This is a genomic window from Allomuricauda sp. CAU 1633 (assembly GCF_017313225.1).
Lineage (GTDB): Bacteria > Bacteroidota > Bacteroidia > Flavobacteriales > Flavobacteriaceae > Flagellimonas.
In genome coordinates, this window is sequence record NZ_JAFLNE010000005.1 from 142,721 (window position 1) to 164,075 (window position 21,355).

Below are 21,355 nucleotides of genomic sequence, written 5' to 3' on the forward strand. Positions count from 1 at the left end.
CATGACACGGATTTTTGCCAAACTACTCTTCTGCACTGCATTTTTATGGGTGGGACTGGTTTCGGCCCAGCTCGAGAACAAAATTGCCCAGATTGATAGTTTGTTCTTGGATTGGAACCAACCCAATCATCCTGGGGGTGCCGTAGCCATAATGCAGGGGGATAAAATCCTATTTTCCAAAGCTTACGGATTGGCAAGTATGGAGTATTTAGTACCCAATACCACTGGAACCCGGTTCAATGTGGCCTCCGTCTCCAAGCAATTTAGTGCTCTGGGAATTGTATTACTTCATCTTCAGGGAAAACTCTCTGTGGATGATACCATAGATACCTATATGGATGGGCTACCCAATTTTGGCCAAAAAATCACTATTCGGCAGATGCTGCACCATACTAGTGGACTGCGTAGTCTTCATGCCTTGTTTGGTTTGGCAGGATGGCGGGACGATGATGTGCGTACCAACGCTGATTTGGACAGAATCATTGCCCAACAAAACGAACTCAATTTTGAACCCGGCTCCGAATACATGTATTGCAATACAGGATATATGTTTTTGGTCAATATTATTGAAAAAGTGACTGGGAAATCTTTTGTGGAGTATATGAAAGATGAGGTTTTTGAGCCGCTTGGTATGTACGACTCCTATGCAGAACCGGATTATAACCGGATTATGCCCAACAATGCTACATCATATAATGCTGCCAATGACAGTTTTGTTAGAGCTGTAGAGTATTGGGCTTATATAGGTTCAGGCAATGTCCACACGACTATCGCTGATCTTTCCAAGTATCTAAAGAATTATTACCAACCCACTCCAGGATGGGAAAAGGCTTTTAAAATGATGCAGACCGTGGATACGCTTAACGATGGAAGTGCCAACCCATATGCTTTTGGGGTCATTGTGGATGACCTTCATGGAGTAAAGCGAATCAGCCATGGAGGTTCCATTGGTGGATTTCGTTCCCATGTTTCCGTTTTTCCCGAAGAAAAAACCAGTATTGTGGTGCTCACCAATTTTTCTTCCTCATATCCGGCACCAAAGTCAACAGCTGCTGCAAGAATCCTTTTTGATAAGACGAATGGCTCCAAAAATTTGAAAACAATCAAAGTTCCAGAACAAAAACTGCAATCGTATGTGGGACTATATTGGGATGATGTGACCTATCAGGAACGGGAAATTTTAAGTGATGGAGATAAACTTTTTCTTGGCAATGGAAATTCCGAAACCACATATGTTCCCATTGAAAAGGAAAAATTTGTCGCTTTGGATGCTGAAGATGAATCCCATATTGAATTTAAGGATGGTACGATGTTATTTCACCCAGAGGGTGCAAAACCCTTGGTTTTTGAAAAACTCCTCAAGGAAAAACTGACTCCTCAACTCGCCGAGGAATATATCGGAACGTATTTCAGTCCCGAAATAGAAACGGCTTATACCATCCATTATCAAAACGATTCGCTTTATGCCCATCACATCCGGCATGGGAAATTATCGCTTCAGCAGAAAAGAAAAGACCTTTTGGAAGGGTCCTATCCTTTGAACTTCCTAAAGTTCAAACGTAACGCTGAGGGGGAAATCGAGGGGGTATTCATATCAAACGGCAGGGTAAGAAACCTTTGGTTCAAAAAAACAGACTAATATGAAATCAATTCCTCAACATTTATCCATATTTCTTTCGCTATTATTTTTTCTTTGCTTTAGTGGAGCAAAAGCACAGGTCTTTCCAGACCGGGTGTGGCAACATGCTTCCGAAAATGAGGCCAAAGGATGGAATAACCCCAAAATGGAAGCTTTCCATGAGTATTTGGTGGACAGTACAAAAATTACGGGGCTGATGATCGTCCATAAGGGTAAGGTAGTATTTGATTATGGTGACCTTGAGGAACTCAGTTATATTGCTTCCATCCGAAAAAGTGTGCTTTCCATGCTTTACGGTCAATATGTTGAGGATGGCACCATTCGACTCAACAAAACCATTCAAGAATTGGGTATAGATGATGTGGAAGGAATTCTTCCTATTGAGCAGTCGGCCACCATTCAAGATATTATTTCTGCGAGGTCGGGAGTGTACCACCCAGAAGGGTATGCTGGGGGAATGCAGGAATACGCCCCGGAACGTGGTTCGGTAAAACCGGGAAGCCATTGGTTGTACAGCAACTGGGATTTTAATGTAGCAGGGTACGTTTTTGAGCAAGAAACTGGGAAAAATATCTATGACGAGGTGGAACGACAATTGGCCAATCCCCTACACATGCAGGATTGGGACCGTTCCATTCAACATAAACAAGGCAACACCTCAATCTCAAAATATTTGGCGTATCCCATGTGGTTTTCAACGCGTGATATGGCTCGTCTAGGGCTTCTCATGTTGAACAAAGGAAAATGGAAAGACACCCAAGTAATTAGCGAATCTTGGGTGGATGAAATGCTGAAACAACGTACATCCCATGAAGAACTTAACAAAAATGTCCCTGTTTTTCGTGGTACAGGGGTCAATTATGGCTATGGGTATATGTGGTGGTTGTGGCAAAATGTGAGCGACCCTCGTTTTGAAGGTGCCTACTCAGCCAAGGGAGCCATGGGACAAAATATCACAGTGTATCCCGCCATTGAAACGGTATTGGTATTTAAGACCAAAGCGGCTTATGAGCGTGTAAATTCTTCAGCTGTCCGCATAAAAGTGGCCCAAAAGGCTGCAAAAATCTTCACTATGGAAGACTAACCGCCTTTTGGGCCATTCTAACTTTCAGCGCTATTTTGTTTCTAGGTAATGGTAGCTTTGATTTGCCTCCATTTCAAAATCAAGACCGTACCGGAAATCAAGGCAACAACGGTTAATATTGTTGCACCTGTCCATCTTCCATAGATCCAGTAACCCGTGGCGAACAAAAGGCTATAAATTAAAACCGTACCAAACAACATGGCTTGAATGCCATTGGGCACACTCCATTTTTCACCATTATCCAGTTCGTTGCCCTCTGCCCTAGCCTGTTGTACAATCTTTTTCCAACCGGGACCTCCTGGATTTATTTTTTTGTAAAAACTGTTCAATACTTCTGTGCTTTCTGGGGAAGTGCTGTAGGTTGCAGTCAACCAAGCTGCCGTGGTAATCAAGACCACGGTTGGATACTCCATCCAATCGGGTAAAAGTCCCGTTTCCGGAGCGAACAAATAGTCTCCCAATGGAGTCAGTTTGAATAGCAAGGATAATATTCCGGAAACAAACATGGCGGTAATCTCGCTCCATGCGTTGATGCGCCACCAAAACCATCTCAAGATAAAAATCAATCCGGTGCCCGCTCCAAATACCAATAATACTTCAAAAAGTTGAAGGGCATTTTGCAGTAATAGCGCCAAAAGTGCACTCAACACCATTAAACCAACCGTAGAAAGTCGCCCTACAGCTACCAATCGCTTTTCGGACGCTTCTGGGTTGATACGTTGTTTATAAAAGTCATACACAATATAGGAAGAACCCCAATTGAGCTGTGTGGATATGGTGGACATGTAAGCAGCCACCAAAGAAGCCAACACCAATCCCAATAATCCAGATGGGAGTTTGGTCAACATGGCGGAATAGGCTAAATCATGTCCCAATTTATCATCGGCTACAATAGGAAAGGCTTGTTGTAGACTCTCCAAATCGGGAAATACGACCAAAGAGGCCAGTGCGACCAAAATCCAAGGCCAAGGGCGCATGGCATAGTGCATAATGTTGAAGAAAAAAGTAGCTCCAATAGCGTGTTTTTCATTTTTTGCAGATAACATTCGTTGGGCAATATAGCCCCCACCGCCCGGCTCTGACCCGGGATACCAAGAACTCCACCATTGTACAGCCAAAGGAATAATCAACAAGGTAATCAAGGTGTGGGTATTGCTCGTATCCGGTAAAATGTCCAGCTTATCTTTTACATTTTCATTGGACAACAAGGCTTCCAAACCTCCAACTTCCGGAATATTGACCAAATAATAGGCTGCACCGATAGCACCGCCCATGGCTACAAAAAATAAGAGAAAATCAGTATAAACGACTCCTTTAAATCCTCCAACGGCACTGAATATTACCGTAATGAGGCCGGCGCTCACAACCGTTTGCCAAGGCTCCAGCCCCAGCATGATGCCACCAATCTTAATTGCTGCCAAGGTTACTGCGGACATGGTAATGACATTGAAAATTACACCAAGATAAATGGCCCTGAACCCTCTTAAAAAACGGGCGGGTTTGCCACCATATCGCAATTCATAAAATTCCAGGTCTGTATTTACGTTGGATTTCCGCCATAGCCGTGCATAAATAAAAACAGTAAGAAGTCCTGTCAACAAAAAGGCCCACCAAACCCAGTTTCCGGAAACCCCATTGGTTCGAACAATATCGGTCACCAAATTGGGTGTATCGGTAGAAAATGTAGTGGCCACCATGGATATCCCGAGCAACCACCATGGCATGGATTTCCCGGAGAGAAAAAACTCGGAACTGTTCTTTCCCGAACTTTTAGACACATAGATTCCAATGCCCAGAGTTATGGCAAAAAATCCGAAGATGATGAGTACATCCAAAGTATTCAGTGATATCATAATATCTAGTATTAAAATCGGATTACAATTAGAAAAGTAAAGTACAACAAAAATGACATATCAAAATAGAACGATAGCCAACCTGTGTACCTGTTAAAAAAGTAAAGGAAGAGCAGCTCTTCCTTTACCTTACTTAACTCAAAATTAAACTAACTCAAATTATGAAGTAATCGCATGGATTGTTTTCATAAGATCTCCGGCTTATTGTGCAAACCAAAGCGTAGTTCCTTGCATATCTGGTCCTTGTGCAGGTGCAACTGCAGAAAAGTTGGGGTTGTCCTGAGCTCCAGACCCGTAACGTAAACGTTGTGGGTAAGCTCCGTTCAAGGTACCTAAAGCAAAGATGGTCTGGTCTGACACCCCTGCAGCTAATTCTGCTGGGTAGCCTGTGTCACGTACCACAGCCCAAGCTTCAAATCCATCTGTGTAGCTCATCAACCATCTTTGATGTGCTATCTTTTCCAATTTTTCATCCAAGGTTCCTACACTGATATCAGCAGCTGCCTCAGTAGCAATATATGTATCGGCATCGCCATCTGGTACATCCCAAAGTCTCATAGCTTCCTTAATACCCAAGGCAAACAACTCTTGTGGATCACCAGTCGCACCCTCCAATCCTCTTAACACAGCTTCAGCTTGTAAAAAATACGCTTCGGCACTGGTTAAAATGATTTCTGGATATGCATCAACCTGAGCTCCTTTCGCTTGAATTACCTGCTCACTTGGCGTGCTGAAAAGTTCATAACGCACATATGGGTACGTATCTCCATTAATTCTGGATGGTTGTCCCACATATTGCCCTGCTGGCATTTCAATTGTGGTTTCACCACCTGCAGTTGTGAGCGTGTACTCTGCCCCTGCTCCATCAAGAGCGGCTACAATAAAGTCCAGTCTTTCTTGATAGTTTGGGTCAGGGGTATCTGGGTTATTTGAAAAAGTGAAAACCCCTCCTTTGGCTGGTTGCACATAAGCACCCAATCTAGGATCGTTGTTATCCTGCAACATATTTACCAAAGCACTACTCACGGTCCAATCTGAACCTGTTCCAAAGTTATACCAAACGTCTCCATAGGCAGCGGCTGCCCACTGGCTGATTACAAAATCCTTGTTCATAACTACGCTCCCTGTGGTATCATCCAAAAGTGGAGCGCCAAGGGCTTGGCTAATTGCAGATGCTGCAAAATCATCTCCGGGTGCCCCCAAAGCTCTCATTCCAATACGTAGTTTAAGGGTATTGGCCAAACGCTTCCATTTTTGCAAATCGCCTCCGCAATACACATCATTCTCAGCTGCATCATTTACACCTACACCTGTGCGTTCAGCTGATCCAATAATGGTCATAGCTTCATCCAACTCGGCAATCACACCTTTATACACTGTTTGTTGGGTGTCATAACTTGGGGTTAAAATACCCTCAACACCAGCTTCGGTATAAGGTACCATACCAAAAGTCTCCGTATACATCTGATAATACAGACCCTTTATAATAAGTGCCATGGCATACATGTACTCATTCTCAAGTTCTCCACCTTCTTTTACAAAATCTGTGAATCCCTTGATATTTCCCAAGTATCCGGCAAGCCAGCCGTAGGCTGCATCTGTATATCCAGCATTATAGGTATAGCCCAAATCATCAGCCCACCAGCAACCGCTAAATCCAAAGGTAAAATGCCCGGCAAATCTATCGGCATGGATCAAATGTGCCCTCCAATATGGAAAACGATCTGGAGAGTACAATTTGTACTGGGTATCCGTCAAAAAGAACTTGGCGCTCACCTCAGAGGCGAGGAATCCATTTTGATCGGTATTGATCTCATCAAAGTTTTTTGTACATGAAAGTATCGTGACCATACAGAGAAGGCCAAATACTAAAAATTTCATTTTTTTCATCGTAGCAAGTTTTTAAAAGTTTACGTTTAGAGTAAGTCCAAAACTTCTTGTTGTGGGTAGTGCGTAAAAAAGTACCCCTTGACTGAAGTTTGACGTGGAGTAACTTGACTCAGGGTCGAAATTATCAACCTTTTTATATAAAAATAACAAGTTTCTTCCAACTGCGCTCAATGATGCTCCCGTTAAAAAGGTCTTATCCAATAGCTTCTTTGGGAAGTTATAGGTAAGGCTAATCTCTCGCAATCTAACATTGGTTTGATCGTACACATATTCCGATCCTATATTACTTACAGCTCCCCAATAGTCTTGAGCGCTTATTGTAGTGGCATTGGGTGAGAAAGTGCCATCGCCATTGTCCACAACTCCTTCAACCAAAACCCCACCTTCACGGAACTCCAATGATCTAGTTGAAACCCCAGAAGCATCCAAACCTGCATCGGTACCAGAATATACTTCCCCGCCAATCCTGAAATCAATCAAAGAGTTTAGGGTAAAGTTCTTGTAACGGAAAGTATTGGTGAAACCTCCAACGGCATCAGGCTGGTAATTCCCAACCTTTACACGCTCTGAAGTGGCCTGTGGTCTACCCTCAGCGGTAACGATCAATTCTCCTGCATCATTTCGCATCCATGTAGTGGCCTCAATATCTCCAAATCCTTCACCTACTCTAGCCACTGTGGAAACAATTCCTGAGTTACTGCTACTAAATTCGAAAAAGTCTTGCCCATCAATCAAGCTTTCCAACTTGTTTTTGTTTCGTGAAACGTTTGCAGATACATCCCATGAGAAATTCTCTGTTTTAATAGGTGTACCTCCCACCAATATTTCAAAACCTTTATTGGTAATTTCCCCTACGTTGGTCCTGAAATTATCAAAACCGGAACCGGGATCCAATGGTACATCAAAGATCAAATCCTTTGAGCTAATGTCATAGTAGGAAATATCAGTGTAAAACCTATTATTGAAGGCTCTTAGCTCCAAACCAAATTCGGTTGACTTAACATCTTCTGGACGTAAACTTTCACTGAAGAGTGTACTTTCACGGCTTACGGTTACATTATCCAAAAATCCATTGGCTGCAATCCTAAATAGATTCACCAACTGTTGCGGGTCTGTATCGTTACCAACACTGGCAACACTTCCTCTTAATTTCAATAAATCAATATTGTTGCCCAAATCAAATGCTTCGTTCAATAACAAACTTAAACTGGCTGAGCTATAGAAATAGGAACGGTTCTCTGCCGCCAAGGCGGAAGACCAATCGTTTCTTCCTGTAAAATCCAAATAGATCATATTGTCATAGGCCAGTGATACTGCCCCGTACAAAGAATTTACACTTTTCTTGATCAAAGCGCTCTGCTCTGCAAACAGTTCCTCTGTATTGTCCAAGAATGGTCTTCCTGGAATTTTTATGTTTTCTCCTCTGGTACTGGAGCTAATGGTTGAAAAACGCAATGCATTTCCACCAACGTTGGCATTAAGGTTGAATTTATCGCTCAAATCCTTATTGAACATCAATAAGAAATCATAGTTGGTCTCTGATCGTTTGTTCTGGCCATAGCTCACCCTTCCCGAAGGGAAAAAATGGTGTCCTGTTCTTGTGATTGCCTCCGTATCCTGTGTAATGGCATCCGTACCAACTCGAACAAAGGCGGATAACCAATCGTTGAATTCGTATTGCAATTTTGCAAAACCTGAAACTCTAGTTCTCCTATCTGTATTGGAATCATGATTTAGAATCCAGTATGGGTTACCCCCGGCTGAGGAGGGCGCAATTACACGATATGGGTTGGCAGGGTCTATCGGGTTTTCAACATCTTGAAAAACCATTAAATCCTGGATACTCACGTTTCTTTCCAGGGGCCACAGATAGGCCATGACACCCTCAGTACCTTGCGTAGGTCTGTTTTTTGCCTTTTGAAGGAAGTAGGTCACCCTGGTATCCAAGCTCAACTTATCGGATAGATTGGAAAAAGCTCTAAGGTTAAAGTTATCCCTATCTACACTGGAATTTGGTAAAATCGCATCCAAATCAGAGTTGGTATACGAAAACCGTACTGAAGAATTCTCATTTCCTGAACTTAATGCCAATGTATTGATAAAGCTTGTTCCAGTTTCAAAGAAATCCTTTACGTTATCCGGTTGCGCAGAGTAGGCTCTTTGCTGTCCATTAAACTCCAATCGTTGGGTTCCATCAAAACGGGGTCCCCATGAGTTGGTACTTGTTACTGTATTTACTTGGGTCGCCAACGGATCATTTGCATTGACCTGTGGAAAAATTCCATCAGTACCCCTACCATATTCATTTTGGTACTCTGGCAAAACAAATGGATTCTCAAAAGTAGCACTTGAGGTAAACGAAACCCCGAGTCCTTTCTTCACGGATCCTCTTTTTGTGGTAATGATTACAACACCATTACTCGCTCTAGACCCATACAATGCTGCTGCGTTTGGACCTTTCAATACAGAAATGGATGCGATGTCATCTGGGTTAATATCGGAGATACCAGTACCTAAATCGGGAATACTAAATTCCCCTGCTCCATCGGGAGCACTAAGAGCACTGTTGTCAATTGGCACACCATCCACCACATAAAGTGGTTGGTTGTTTCCACTAATAGAGTTGTTACCCCTAATAACCACACGGGTACCACCAGCGGGTCCCGATGTAGTTCTGGAAACCACAACCCCGGCCACTTTACCGGCAAGGGAGTTTACTACGTTGGGTTCCTTCACCAAGGATACTTCATCACCTTGCACCTCTGTTACGGCATACCCCAGTGATTTCTTCTCTCGACTGATTCCCAATGCGGTAACCACTACCTCGTCAAGAAGCTCGGTATCTTCCTGCAAGGTTAAATCAATCGTTGTCCGTCCCGAAACTGCAATTTCAATAGTTTGGTATCCCAAATAGGAAAATACCAAGGTAGCATTGCTGTCAGAAACAGTAATGCCATAGTTGCCATCAAAATCGGAAGTGACCCCATTGTTGGTTCCCTTTTCAACAATGTTGACCCCGGGCAACGGCACACCAGCTTCGTCAGAAACCGTTCCGGTAATTGTTTGCGCCATGGCCCCTTGGATAGACACCAAAACCGCAAAAACAAATACATACTTAAGTTTTTGAATCATGTTAGTTTATTTGAATCGTTAGTAATTAAGAAATACGTTAATTTAAAGTTAACATACGTAGTGAAAATCCCTATTTGTTAAGGATTTCAGAAAAAATTTCGACCAACAACAAACGTGAAAAGCCGAAGGGAGTTTTCGTTTTACTAAAGTATATCCAACACATAACCAAAAAAGAAATAGATAAAATAAAGCAGTTTTTGTTGTAAGGTTTTAAACCGATTCCGAGTTTGGGAAAGAAAAATGCAATACAGATCCGATTTTAAACTTAAAAACCCTACTCCGTTTTAGATGCCTTGATAATTTTGAACTGTTCTTGGGTCAACGTGGCCTCATCAAAGAAGAATACTCTTTTGGTTCCATTTTTTTTGGCCTGTTCAATAGCTTTCGTCAATTCGTCTGAATTCATTGAAGGGATTCCAAGTGCCGTATGTACCTCCAAGCCCTCACTCTCGGCCAGTTCCACTAAATGATCTATAAAAATGGAATCTTTGCCGGTGTTTACCAGAATAACGTTTAAGTCGTTGGACCTATACTTTTTAAATTCATTCAAATAAAAAGTATCATCTTTTGTGGCATCAGCAGTAACACATACCCAAAAGGCAAGGTTCTGGTTGCCCCTTGACACAATATTGGCATTGGGTTTCATACCGATATTGTCCATGCAAGAAAATAGGGACATGGATAGAAGCAATATGATGATGTGGTGTATTCTCATTTGTACTTCTTATTTGATTTGTTGGTATTTTCCATCCTGCGTAATGGCATACCTATGCCCTGTAAATGGGCTCTTCGCTTGAATACTCCACCCCATTCGGTGCAATTCCAAATCAAGTTGCACTTGTGAACCACCTACCAAAATGGGCTCCAATCCTAATTCTTCCAAGCTAGTGGCCCATGAACCATTTTCAGAACGATACTTTTTTTGCTCTCGATAATAGTGGTAGAGCATCCAGCGAATCTGTTCATCTTGGGGAATTTGAAAACTGTCTTCGTTTCCAGCAACATTTGGTGAAAAATAAGCGTACCCCCAATGTTCGGGTTCGTGCATGTTGATAACCCCTTGTGGGGACCATACCCAATTGTGTTCTGGGAGAAAGTTTCCGTTTGCATCCTTTTTACGGGCATATTTCCCATCAACTAAATCAAAATCCCAGTTTACCCTTGAAAAATTGATACGCCAAAATCCCCCTTCTGGGATAGCATTGCTGCCACTAGCCTCTTTTAATACCTCCCAAGGCATGGCCACCTCAACACTCCATCCGTTATCCGTATCCGAGGAATCATTTAAAGTGCCATTTACGTGCACCGCCGATTTCAATCCCAAAATTTCCCAGCTGTCCACAATGGGAGCACTTTCTCGGTATGGTTTTGCAATGAACAAATCCCAAACGGTGTTAAGGGCGTTCATTTCAAATTCATAATAATTATGGGTATCACCATCAGGGTCAATGAAAATTTCAAAATCGTTATTGTAGAAAATAACTGTGTCCCGTTGTTTTAAAGTGGCCCACACGTGTGGCTCCTCAAGCTCGGCAAAGAAATAGAGGTAGGTTTCGTCCCACAACATACGCACATTGGTTTTGTACGTTGGCTGTTTTCCCCCTTCAATGTCAATAAAATCATTGGAAATTTCGGCTTTGTTCCAAGACGTTTCGTTGGCCAAACCATCAACCAGAATGGGCTCGTTGGTCTTGTACACAATGATGGATTGTGGCTCCTCCGCACTTTGTCCAGTACAGGAAACTGTACCTATAAAGGCTAAGCACAACACTATCTTTTGGAACATTTTTGACATTTAACGAAATCTATTCTAAAGATTCATAACCTTTGCTTTAGTTACATTTGACACCCGACAAAGCGGTTATAAATCCATTCAATATTTAGTTATTTGTAAAAATTCCTAATTTCATCCGGATTTATGCGCTTTATTAGACCAATGACAGCTGAGGGAAGCCAAATGTTCAAAAAAATGTAATTCACTGCCAGATGCAACTACAAAAGCAAGTCAAGAATAGGTTTTTGGTAAATACGGACAGACAGTTCAAGATCACTGCCTTGCACCATGTGATTTTCTGGTTGATCTATTTTACCTTTAATTTTTTGAGATGGGGCAGTTACTTTAACGATTATGTGTACTCTCTTAAGTCCAATCTTTTGGGGTTTCCCATCCATATTTTCCTCACCTATTTTACTATCTATTATCTGATTCCACGCTTTATCTTCAAGCGGAAAATCATACTTTTTGTAGTCATTTTGTTCTCCTCCATTTTTATAATGGTGGTCATTAAATACCTTCTCACCTATTTTTTAATACGGGAAGATGTTTGGCCAGAAGGCCCTGAAACCCATAGTCTTACACTTAACTACACTGTGGTAATGATGTTGGGTGAGCTGTATGTGATCACCTTTGTGGCTTCCATTAAACTGACCATAGATTGGCTTCGAGAAACAGGACGGGCTGCGAGATTGGAAAAAGAACAACTGGAGACAGAACTCCGGTTTTTAAGGGCACAGATCTCTCCCCATTTTTTCTTCAATACCTTGAACAACATTTATTCCCTAAGTTTGGAGAAATCCGACAAGACCCCAGATACCATCATTAAATTATCGGATTTGATGCGTTATGTGCTTTATGAAACCAAGGACAAGAACCAAAGTCTACGGAAAGAACTCATCTTTATTAAAAACTATCTGGATCTTGAAAAGATACGGTACAACGAAAATCTTCAACTTGAATTTGAAGTAACAGGAGACCCCAAAGGAAAAAAAATAGCTCCCATGCTATTGGTCCAGTTTATTGAAAATGCCTTTAAACATGGGGCCAACCAAAATATTAGGAAAGTACGTATCAGTATAAAAGTTCTGATTGAAGAAAAGTTTCTTTACTTTGAAATCAGTAACACCAAACCCAAAAACCACTTGCATCACAAAGAAAAATATGCTGGGGGAATAGGGCTTTTGAATGTCGAAAAAAGGTTGAAACTACGGTATGGCGAAGATGAGTACAAACTTGACATACATGAAGAATCGGATGAATATATTGTGAAACTAAAGCTCAAACTCAGATGACTATAAAATGCGTGATTATAGATGATGAACCCTTGGCGGTAAAGGTCATTCAAAATTATATGGAACAGATTAAGGAATTACAGGAAATGGCCGTTTTTAACAATGCCATAGACAGTCTTGCCTTTTTACGCGAAAACAAGCCCGACCTGCTTTTTTTGGATGTAAATATGCCAATCCTTGATGGATTCAGTTTTCTTGATAGTTTGGATGAAAAACCCATGGTAATTATTACCTCCGCTCATGCAGAGCATGCCGCAAAAGGTTTTGACCAAGAGGTGCTGGACTATTTGGTAAAGCCCATATCCCTTCCAAGATTCATAAAAGCAGTGAACAAGGCCATAGCAAAGTTCAAAGACCATCCCAAATTGGATGCTCATGAGCATATTTTTGTGAAAGTGGACAAGAAAAAAATGAAAAAAATCTATTTGGATGAAATCATCCTGGTAGAAAGCTTAAAGGATTACATCAAGATAATTACCACAAAAGGCAACCACATTGTACACAAAACATTGAGTGCTTTTACAGAGGAACTTTCCAGTGACAAATTCATAAGAATTCACCGATCACACACGGTTTCCATGGACAAGATAGATGCTCTGGAAGGCAATAGCGTTGAGATAGCAGGAAAACGATATGTTATAGGAAGAAGTTATCTGGAAGCTGTTAAAAGCCATATTTTGGAACGCTCCATTTCCACTACGGGAAACAAAAACAACCCAGAATAAAAAAGCTTGCCATTAGGCAAGCTTTACTTTTTAATGTTCAGGGGCTTAGGTGATTAAATTTCCATTTTCATCCCACTCTGCAATATCGTTACGTTTGCTTTGATCCACACATTTGGCAATCCATTCTGAATCATAGGATACTCCATGTTTTTTGAGCACATGATCTGGCACTCCATCCCATACATTTGGTGAATTACCTGAATAACCCAACTCTTCAATCCCAATTTTGGTGGTATAAAACCCCGTCATGGTGAGATTACGGACCAAAGAGAAGAAATTGACCTCAAAGGGGCGTTCATCTTCTGGAATATTGGCATCATAATAAGCAATTTCGTCCAAAATGCTCTTTTGCTGATCTTCGGTGGCGGATTTAAACTCCACATTAAATTCGGTATTGCTCTTGCGGTCCAACCACATGAGACCACCTCTAAGGTCGGTCTGCATTTCAGGTAAGTCTTTGACCATAAACTCCATAAAGGGCACCACTTCGGCATCGGAGGCGCTCTTGTATTGTTCGCTTCCAGGCAGAATCAAATCGCTCAACACTGTAAGCGTTGCCAATTCATGCGCATTGAAAAAAGTTTCTGCATGGAGTTCGGCCACCAATTCATTTTCTTTATCGGTACGCCATTTTACCGAAGGTGCAAGTTCTTGGGCAACTTCTTCTGTTTCCTCTGCTGATGGTTTGCAACCATTCAGGGCCAATCCTCCTGCTACAGACCCCAGAACAATCGATTTTAAACTTTTTCTTCTATCCATTGCCTATAAGTTTTGTTTTTTCAATTGATCCACAATATAATCCGATGCCCTCCACGAAAGTGCCAAAATGGTCCACGTACAGTTTTTATCAGCCTGAGAGGTAAACACTCCTGCATCCACAACAAAGACATTGTCAACATCGTGCAGTTGCTGAAACTTGTTGGTCACCGAAGTTTTAGAATCGTCTCCCATTCTTGTTGTTCCCACCTCGTGGATGATTCTACCCGGTACATGAAGTCCATAATCGGCCTCCGCTCCTGGTTTTTCACCGATGAGTTCTCCACCCATATTGGTCAATATCTCTTCAAAGGTATCATGCATGTGCTTGGCTTGCTTGCGCTCCAAGTCTGACCATTTATATCGGAAACGCAACACCGGAATACCCCATTCATCTACTGTATTCGGGTCAATTTCACAATAATTCTCCTTGCGGGCAACGGATTCTCCCCTACCGCTCATTCCTACAACGGCACCATAATATTTCTTCAAATCGGTTCGGAGTATATCTCCATAACCCCCTGCCTTGGTGCCAAAGAACTTATTAAAATCGTTTACGTTGAACCCGGTACCATAGCTGGGCATTCCGCCACCGCCCCATGGCTCAATATGATACCCTCTTGGAAAATCACTTCCTTTGGAATCCCACCATGGCGAATAAACATGGATACCACCTACCCCGTCTTCATTGTAGGATAGGTCACGGTTCATCAAATCTGGAATGAAGGCCATTCGGTCTGCCCCGGTTGAATCGTGCAAATATTTTCCAACATGATCACTGCTGTTCCCCAATCCGTTGGGATGCTGTGCGCTTTTGGAGTTCATCAAGATACGTGCGGTACTGCATGCCGAAGCTCCCAATATCACTACTTTGCCTTTAAGCTTGTATTCCTTTCTATCCTCTTTGTTGATGTATGACACCCCGGTAGCCTTACCTTCATCATCCACAGTGACTTCACGCACCATAGAATTGACAAAGAGATCTACTTGCCCCCTGCTTTTCTGGGCGGGGAAAATTAAGCAGGTACCTGCTGAAAAGTCGGCATATACCTGACAGGCTCTTGAACATTGCCCGCAATAGAAGCAAACTCCCCTTTCGTTATTGATCCTTTTGGTGAGCATGGACATTCTTGCCGGATAAACGGGCACACCAGATTTTCTTGCTCCTTTTATATAGAACAATTCATGCAATCTTGGTTTCGGTGGCGGAAGGAAAAAACCGTCTGGATCATTGCGCAAACCTTCATTGGTTCCAAATACCCCGATTAGTTTGTCCACTTGATCATAGTAGGGTTTAATATCGTCGTAACCAATAGGCCAATCATCCCCATAACCATCAATACTTTTGTGTTTAAAATCATCAGGGCCAAACCTTAGGGAAATACGACCCCAGTGATTGGTTCTACCGCCCAACATATGGGAACGGAACCAATCAAACTTAGTACCTTCCACATGAGTATAAGGCTCACCTTCTATCTCCCAGCCTCCGTAGGCTGCATCAAAATCACCAAAGGGTCTTACTGTACCCGCTCCTCTTCGAGGTGACTCATATGGCCACCTTAATTGGGTCCGCTGTTCTGGGTCTGCTGGGTCAAAGAATGGGCCCGCCTCTACCACGGCCACCTTCAGACCTGCATCGGCCAAGACCTTTGTGGCCATACCTCCTCCTGCTCCCGATCCGACGATTATGGCATCGTAGACCGTTGAATCTTCAATTATCTGCATTGTGCTTTAAAACTACTTATTAACACTGATTAAATATTATTGTACCATCACCAAAAAGAAAAAAATCAAAAATCTACATTTTATCTTTAGCCTGTACCTATTTTGGGTGGATGGTTAATATTCATAATTTTCATTTTGGAATCCGTACTTTTTAGACCAACGACCCGCTCAAGCGGCTTAATAACAACAAAAAAAGCTCAAGGGCATTAAAACCCTCAAAGCTTGCTTTTCTTATGATTTTGGTGAATCATCTGGTCATTACCATCCAACACATTGATACAAAAAAAGATGCTCGTTGCTTCCTTCCTGAGCCATTCCAATACCCAGAAATTTTTCTATGCAGATAAATATCGTTAAAATTTAAAAACTACAGACCTTACCATGGATATTTATGGCATATAGAGAGAAATGGGGGCCTAACCCTTTAAAAATTTAATGATAAATTTTGTTCCGACACCTATTTGGCTTTCCACCTTTATGGTACCACCCATGGACTCTATCTGATTCTTTGTGATGAATAGTCCAATCCCCCTCGCATCCTTATTGCCATGGAAGGTTTTATACATTCCGAAGAGTTTTTGGCCGTACTTGTCCAAGTCTATGCCCCTACCGTTATCCTCAACTGAAAAAACATAGTTTTGTCCAAGCTCAGATGCTTCAATTTTAAGGTGGCATTTCTTTTCGGGATTGCGGTACTTGATTCCATTGGTTACCAAATTGAGCACAATACTTTCTAAATATGCTGGCACGCCCTTTATCTTTATGTGCTTTGGAACAGCAATATCAATCCCTACATCATTCTCATTGATCAGGGCATTTATATCCTGCAATACCTTATCTATGGTTTTTCTAAGGAAAATCCCATTGAGTTCTTTTTCGGTGCCAAGTTTTACTTGGACCACTTCGTTAAGGTGAGAGATGGTCTCATTGAGCCCTCCGGAAGCTCTACCCAACATGTTCAGGGTATCTTTGCGTTCTTCCCCTACCAGTGTTTCATCCAAAAGAAATCCACTAATCATGGTTAAGTTAGCGGCATGTGAGCGCAGATTGTGCGTAACGATATGCGCAAAATTTAAAAGGCTACCATTCTGATTGGTGGTCAATTGCAGCAAACTTTTTAATTTCTTTTCTGCCTTTATCCGGGATGAAATATCGACTATCTGTGAGATGAAATGGGAGATTTCCCCGTCAATTTTTCGTACTGCAGTAACCGTTAGGAGTACGTAAACCAATTGGCCTTCTTTATCAAAATATCTTTTTTCAATCTGATAGGTAGACCGTTTGCCATCTACAAGTTCTCCAAGAAATGCCAGATCTATTTCCAGATCGTCAGGGTGAGTAATGTCCTGAAATGTCAAGTTCAATAATTCATCCGAACTGTATCCCAAACTCTTACAAAGACTTTTATTTACCTGAATAAATGTTCCATCCAAGGCAACAAGAGCCATTCCTATCGATGAATTTTCAAAAGCGCCTTGAAGCGATTCTTCACTCTTAACGAGTTGCATCTGGGTGGTCATTAATTCAGTGATGTCCTCGTTGGCCCCTATCATTCTCAAAGCTTTTCCCTCTTCATTCCGAATTACCGCGGCCTCTGCTTTGATCCAACGTGTTTCTCCGTTCGGCCATTGCACTCTAAAAGTGGTATTAAAATCCTTCGTTCCTTCAATGGCATCATTTACTTCTTGGGCTGTTCTTTCCTTGTCTTCCGGAATAACACAAGCTTCCCATGCTTCATACACCCCATCAAAATCAGATTCCTTGATTCCATAGAGTTCATACATGTTATGGTCCCATACTACTTGATTACCCTGAATAACATACTCCCATATTCCTATACCTGCAGCTCTGGTTGCCAGGGCATGTCTCTCGCTCACATTCACATAATCAATCTCTGCTTTTTTTCGCTTGTCAATATCTTGAAAAGTTCCAGTGATCCTAACGCATTTTCCATTTACCATCTCGGGTTCTCCAATGGCCCTCACCCAAATCTCTCTCCTTTTGTCAGTAACAAGTTGTAACTCTGCATCCCAAGGTTTTCCTTCTTCAATAGCTTTTGCCACCAGTTTTGATATGGTTTCCCTACTATATCCTTCTTTATAGAATGAAATGCCATCCTCTAAATTGGGAATATACCCTTCAGCTACTTCATGAATTTCCCTGGTAATATTGGACCAGTAAATTTTGTTCTTTACCAAATCGACTTCCCAGCCTCCTATTCTAGCAACTTTTTGGGCCTTTTTTAGAAGGGTCTCCTCAAGCTTTCCATCGGTTACATTTTCAAGAACAAGTATGATTCCATTAACAGCATCATCGCTATCTTTTGTAGTATTTATTTTCCAATCATACCAGACTGCATCGCCATTTTCAAAAATCAGCCTTCCGGCACCCAATCTTTCCTTGGCATCTTCGAGACACTTGTTTAGGTCCAACCTCAACGCTTCCGGAAGTTGGGACATAATTTCGAAGAATGGCTCTCCTTTAATATCTCTTGATAAACCAAATTGTTCCAACCATGCATCAGAGAAATCCACAAAAGTCAATCTTGAGCCCAAAAGTGCAATGGGCACTGGTACTTTTTGATAAAGAGATTGATCAATCGTCATTTAGTTCAATTATTGTGCAATAGGTTAAACTCGCCAACCAAATGTAGTTGGCATCATTATAACATAAAAAAAGGAAAATTATTTTGAAAGTGACATGAGCTCACTTCCCCTCATTACATATTGAATGCCAATTCTTCATACAGCAGTATTATTTCAGCTTTTAAAATAGTGGATTTAGACCATATTGATTTCATTTTTGTTAAACTTTTAAAAAATAACATTAAACAAAAAATATATTGTTTAACTTTAATTCATAATTGTTAAACATTTTAAACAACAATCCCATGAAAGCACTTTTAAGAATAACCAAACTAACTTCGGTGGCCTTCTTTTTCATTTTGGCATCCTGTTCAGATGATGACAATGGAATGGTGGATCCACCTGAAACAACTACAAACATTGTTGAGGCAGCCCAAGCTACCTCAGATTTAAGCAGCTTGGTAGCTGCTCTTCAAAAAGCAGATGAAAGCGCCAACAACGATTTAATTACCGCACTAAGCGGTGATGGACCATTCACGGTCTTTGCCCCCACCAATCAGGCCTTTGCAGATTTGTTGGTTCAATTGGATGGATTTGATTCGTTAGATGACTTCAACTCACAAGAGCTTCAAGATTTGTTGGCTGTCATTTTAACTTATCACGTAGTACCCGGTGCTGCAGCTTTGTCCACCGATTTAAGTAATGGTCAAACACTAACCACACTCCAAGGATCAACGCTGGAAGTAAGCACCAGTGGTGGTGTTTTCATAGGCGATGCAACCGATATGGATGCCCAAGTGACCACAGCAGATGTGGAAGCCTCCAATGGTGTGGTGCATATCATTGATAAAGTTCTTCTTCCTCAGGCCATTATTGATGAACTTGGAGATATTATTCTAAAACCCATTACCGATTTAGCCATCGGCAATGAAAACTTGGAAAGTTTGGTCGCTGCCTTGATTGCTGCGGATGGAGATTTGCCCACTGTTCTTAGAGGCAACGGCCCTTTTACTGTACTTGCCCCAACAGATGAGGCTTTTGACGCCTTTTTGGATGGTGCTGCCCTTGGTGACATTCCAACAGATGTTTTGACCCAAGTTCTATTGAACCACGTCATAGCGGGTGAAGTATACAGCACTGATTTAGTAAGTCTTGGTTCTGGATATACCTCAACCCTGGCCACTGGAGTACAAGATGAAAACATAAGTATCTTCTTTGACACTTCGGATGGAGTCACCTTCAACGGGGTCTCTTCTGTAGTGACAGCCGATGTAAAGGCACTTAATGGAGTAGTCCACGTAGTGGATGCCGTAATTGATTTACCCAACATTGTGGACCATGCGGTGGCCAACCCCAATTTGTCCTCCCTAGTTGCTGCTTTGACCAATGGTGGTAATACCACTTTCACCGACCTTCTTTCCAATGAAGAAGAGGAGTTTACTGTTTTTGCACCGCTTAATGACGCCTTTAGCGCCTTCACTAATCCCAATTCCAATGACTTGAATGCGATTTTATCCAACCATGTTGTGGTGGGAGCATCTGCATTCTCTTCTGGATTGATGAATTCATATGTGAGTACTGCAGCGGAATTCGATACAGACGAAAATCTTAGTCTTTATATTAATACAGATGATGGCGTTACGCTAAATGGAGTGAGCACTGTTGTAGCCGCTGATATCGTTGCTACAAACGGAGTGATTCATGCCGTAGATGCCGTAATTGATCTACCCACCGTTGTAACATTTGCCGTAGCAGATCCCAACTTCACCACTTTGGTTCAGGCATTGACCGAACTTACGCCAAGCGTTGATTTTGTGAGTGTCCTCTCTGCGCAAGATGGCAACGGAGATGATCCATTTACTGTCTTTGCACCTACCAATGCTGCATTTGAAGCTCTTCCAGCTATTCCAGGTGAAACAGACTTAATTCCAATTTTACAGCATCACGTTGTGGCCGGCGCTAATGTTCGTTCAGGTGATTTATCCGATGGAATCATGGCCACCACGCTAGAAGGTGATGCCATTACCATCAACTTACCTGGAACCGGTGACAACATTGCAGATGTAACCGATGGTGCTGGAAATACAGGAATTGGAATTAATGCAGTTGATGTTCAAGCCATCAATGGTGTGATCCATGTATTGGATGGTGTATTAATTCCTGATACTACTAATTAAGAATCGTATGTTTTAAGTATTGTTTAGTTAAGTTAATGTAGAAAGCCCTCAAGAAATTAATCTTGGGGGCTTTTTAATGACGCACCTCTACTATCTTTTTGATTTGGGAAACTGGTAGGGATATCTATTGTCCAATTTTGTACGGGCGTAACCGTCCGGCCCGTTTACAGTCATTACATTTCCTTTGGAGAGATCAATAAATCCATCTTCTTGCAATAGACCATCTTCCAGATAAACAGCGATAATCTCACCAACCATCAAAATGGTGTCGTTGGGTTTTATGGAGTATTCCTCCAGATATTTCATGGCAATTTTAACCGGAGACTGCATCACAAAGGGAGCTTTAAAATCATTAAGATATTCTGATTTTAAGTTGGTCATTTCAAATTCTGAAACATCTTTTTCATACGTTGCTGATGTATGATGACCATCTTCCATAATTTTTTTTGAAAGATGATTTATGGTATAAAATCCAGTTTGTTTTATATTTTCATAGGTGTTGCCCCCCATTTTTATCGGCCTATGGATAAATCCCAAGATTGGAGGGTCTGATGCCAAATGAATCACAGAACTGAAAATCGCCACATTTTCATTGCCATCCCAATCAATGGTTCCTATTAAATTGGCGGATTTAAACCCAGAGAGCCCATTGATCAAGTTCATTCGATATAAACCTTCCAAAGCATTTAAATCCGATTGTGCAAAACACTTCATTACAAC

The 21,355-nt window shown here is 41.7% G+C and carries 14 protein-coding genes; 5 read left to right on the forward strand and 9 right to left on the reverse strand.

The genetic code is table 11. The features are described 5' to 3' along the window. The first annotated feature begins 1 nt into the window (after position 1). Complete coding sequence (locus J0X14_RS14945) at positions 2-1,639, forward strand: serine hydrolase domain-containing protein (RefSeq protein WP_207098612.1); 1,638 nt, start codon at positions 2-4, stop codon at positions 1,637-1,639. Position 1,640: 1 nt separating this feature from the next. Continuing rightward, positions 1,641-2,723 (forward strand): serine hydrolase domain-containing protein, encoded by a 1,083-nt coding sequence (locus J0X14_RS14950; protein ID WP_207098613.1) that lies wholly within the window; start codon positions 1,641-1,643, stop codon positions 2,721-2,723. 41 nt (positions 2,724-2,764) lie between these two features. On the opposite strand, the gene J0X14_RS14955 is transcribed toward J0X14_RS14950, so the two are convergent. The 5 genes from J0X14_RS14955 to J0X14_RS14975 all read right to left on the reverse strand — a co-directional run bounded on the left by J0X14_RS14955 (position 2,765) and on the right by J0X14_RS14975 (position 11,384). Next, a complete protein-coding gene (locus J0X14_RS14955) occupies positions 2,765-4,576 on the reverse strand; it encodes a sodium:solute symporter family protein (protein WP_207098614.1) in 1,812 nt (603 codons plus the stop codon). Between the two features lie 201 nt (positions 4,577-4,777). Continuing rightward, positions 4,778-6,466: a SusD/RagB family nutrient-binding outer membrane lipoprotein gene (locus J0X14_RS14960; protein ID WP_207098615.1), complete on the reverse strand. Its 1,689-nt coding sequence runs from the start codon at positions 6,464-6,466 to the stop codon at positions 4,778-4,780. A gap of 12 nt (positions 6,467-6,478) precedes the next feature. Then, positions 6,479-9,598 carry a SusC/RagA family TonB-linked outer membrane protein gene (locus J0X14_RS14965; protein ID WP_207098616.1) on the reverse strand — a complete coding sequence of 1,040 codons (3,120 nt, stop codon included), beginning with the start codon at positions 9,596-9,598 and terminating at the stop codon, positions 6,479-6,481. A 274-nt stretch (positions 9,599-9,872) separates the two neighbouring features. Then, positions 9,873-10,313: a hypothetical protein gene (locus J0X14_RS14970; RefSeq protein ID WP_207098617.1), complete on the reverse strand. Its 441-nt coding sequence runs from the start codon at positions 10,311-10,313 to the stop codon at positions 9,873-9,875. A gap of 9 nt (positions 10,314-10,322) precedes the next feature. Further along, entirely contained in the window at positions 10,323-11,384 is a 1,062-nt protein-coding gene (locus J0X14_RS14975) for a carbohydrate-binding family 9-like protein (RefSeq protein WP_317194456.1), read from the reverse strand. A gap of 200 nt (positions 11,385-11,584) precedes the next feature. Here J0X14_RS14975 and J0X14_RS14980 point away from each other — a divergent pair, with 200 nt between their 5' ends. Together J0X14_RS14980 and J0X14_RS14985 are read left to right on the forward strand one after the other, a co-directional pair. Next, on the forward strand, positions 11,585-12,667 hold the full coding sequence (locus tag J0X14_RS14980; RefSeq protein ID WP_207098619.1) for a sensor histidine kinase: 1,083 nt from the start codon (positions 11,585-11,587) through the stop codon (positions 12,665-12,667). After that, positions 12,664-13,392 (forward strand): LytR/AlgR family response regulator transcription factor, encoded by a 729-nt coding sequence (locus tag J0X14_RS14985; RefSeq protein WP_207098620.1) that lies wholly within the window; start codon positions 12,664-12,666, stop codon positions 13,390-13,392. Before J0X14_RS14980 ends, J0X14_RS14985 begins: the two co-directional genes overlap by 4 nt. A gap of 45 nt (positions 13,393-13,437) precedes the next feature. Here J0X14_RS14985 and J0X14_RS14990 read toward each other — a convergent pair whose 3' ends face one another. From J0X14_RS14990 to J0X14_RS15000, 3 genes are all read right to left on the reverse strand, one after another. Continuing rightward, on the reverse strand, positions 13,438-14,151 hold the full coding sequence (locus tag J0X14_RS14990) for a gluconate 2-dehydrogenase subunit 3 family protein (protein ID WP_207098621.1): 714 nt from the start codon (positions 14,149-14,151) through the stop codon (positions 13,438-13,440). 3 nt (positions 14,152-14,154) lie between these two features. Then, positions 14,155-15,873, reverse strand: coding sequence for a GMC family oxidoreductase (locus tag J0X14_RS14995; RefSeq protein WP_207098622.1), 1,719 nt, complete (start codon positions 15,871-15,873; stop codon positions 14,155-14,157). A 416-nt stretch (positions 15,874-16,289) separates the two neighbouring features. Further along, positions 16,290-18,479 (reverse strand): PAS domain S-box protein, encoded by a 2,190-nt coding sequence (locus tag J0X14_RS15000; protein WP_207098623.1) that lies wholly within the window; start codon positions 18,477-18,479, stop codon positions 16,290-16,292. A 284-nt stretch (positions 18,480-18,763) separates the two neighbouring features. On the opposite strand from J0X14_RS15000, the gene J0X14_RS15005 reads away from it, so the two are divergent. Continuing rightward, a complete protein-coding gene (locus J0X14_RS15005) occupies positions 18,764-20,635 on the forward strand; it encodes a fasciclin domain-containing protein (RefSeq protein ID WP_207098624.1) in 1,872 nt (623 codons plus the stop codon). A 90-nt stretch (positions 20,636-20,725) separates the two neighbouring features. Here the strand turns inward: J0X14_RS15005 and J0X14_RS15010 are convergent, their stop codons facing one another. Beyond that, the gene (locus J0X14_RS15010; RefSeq protein ID WP_207098625.1) at positions 20,726-21,349 is read right to left on the reverse strand and encodes a flavin reductase family protein; all 624 of its coding nucleotides are present in this window, start codon (positions 21,347-21,349) and stop codon (positions 20,726-20,728) included. Between the last annotated feature and the right edge of the window lie 6 nt (positions 21,350-21,355).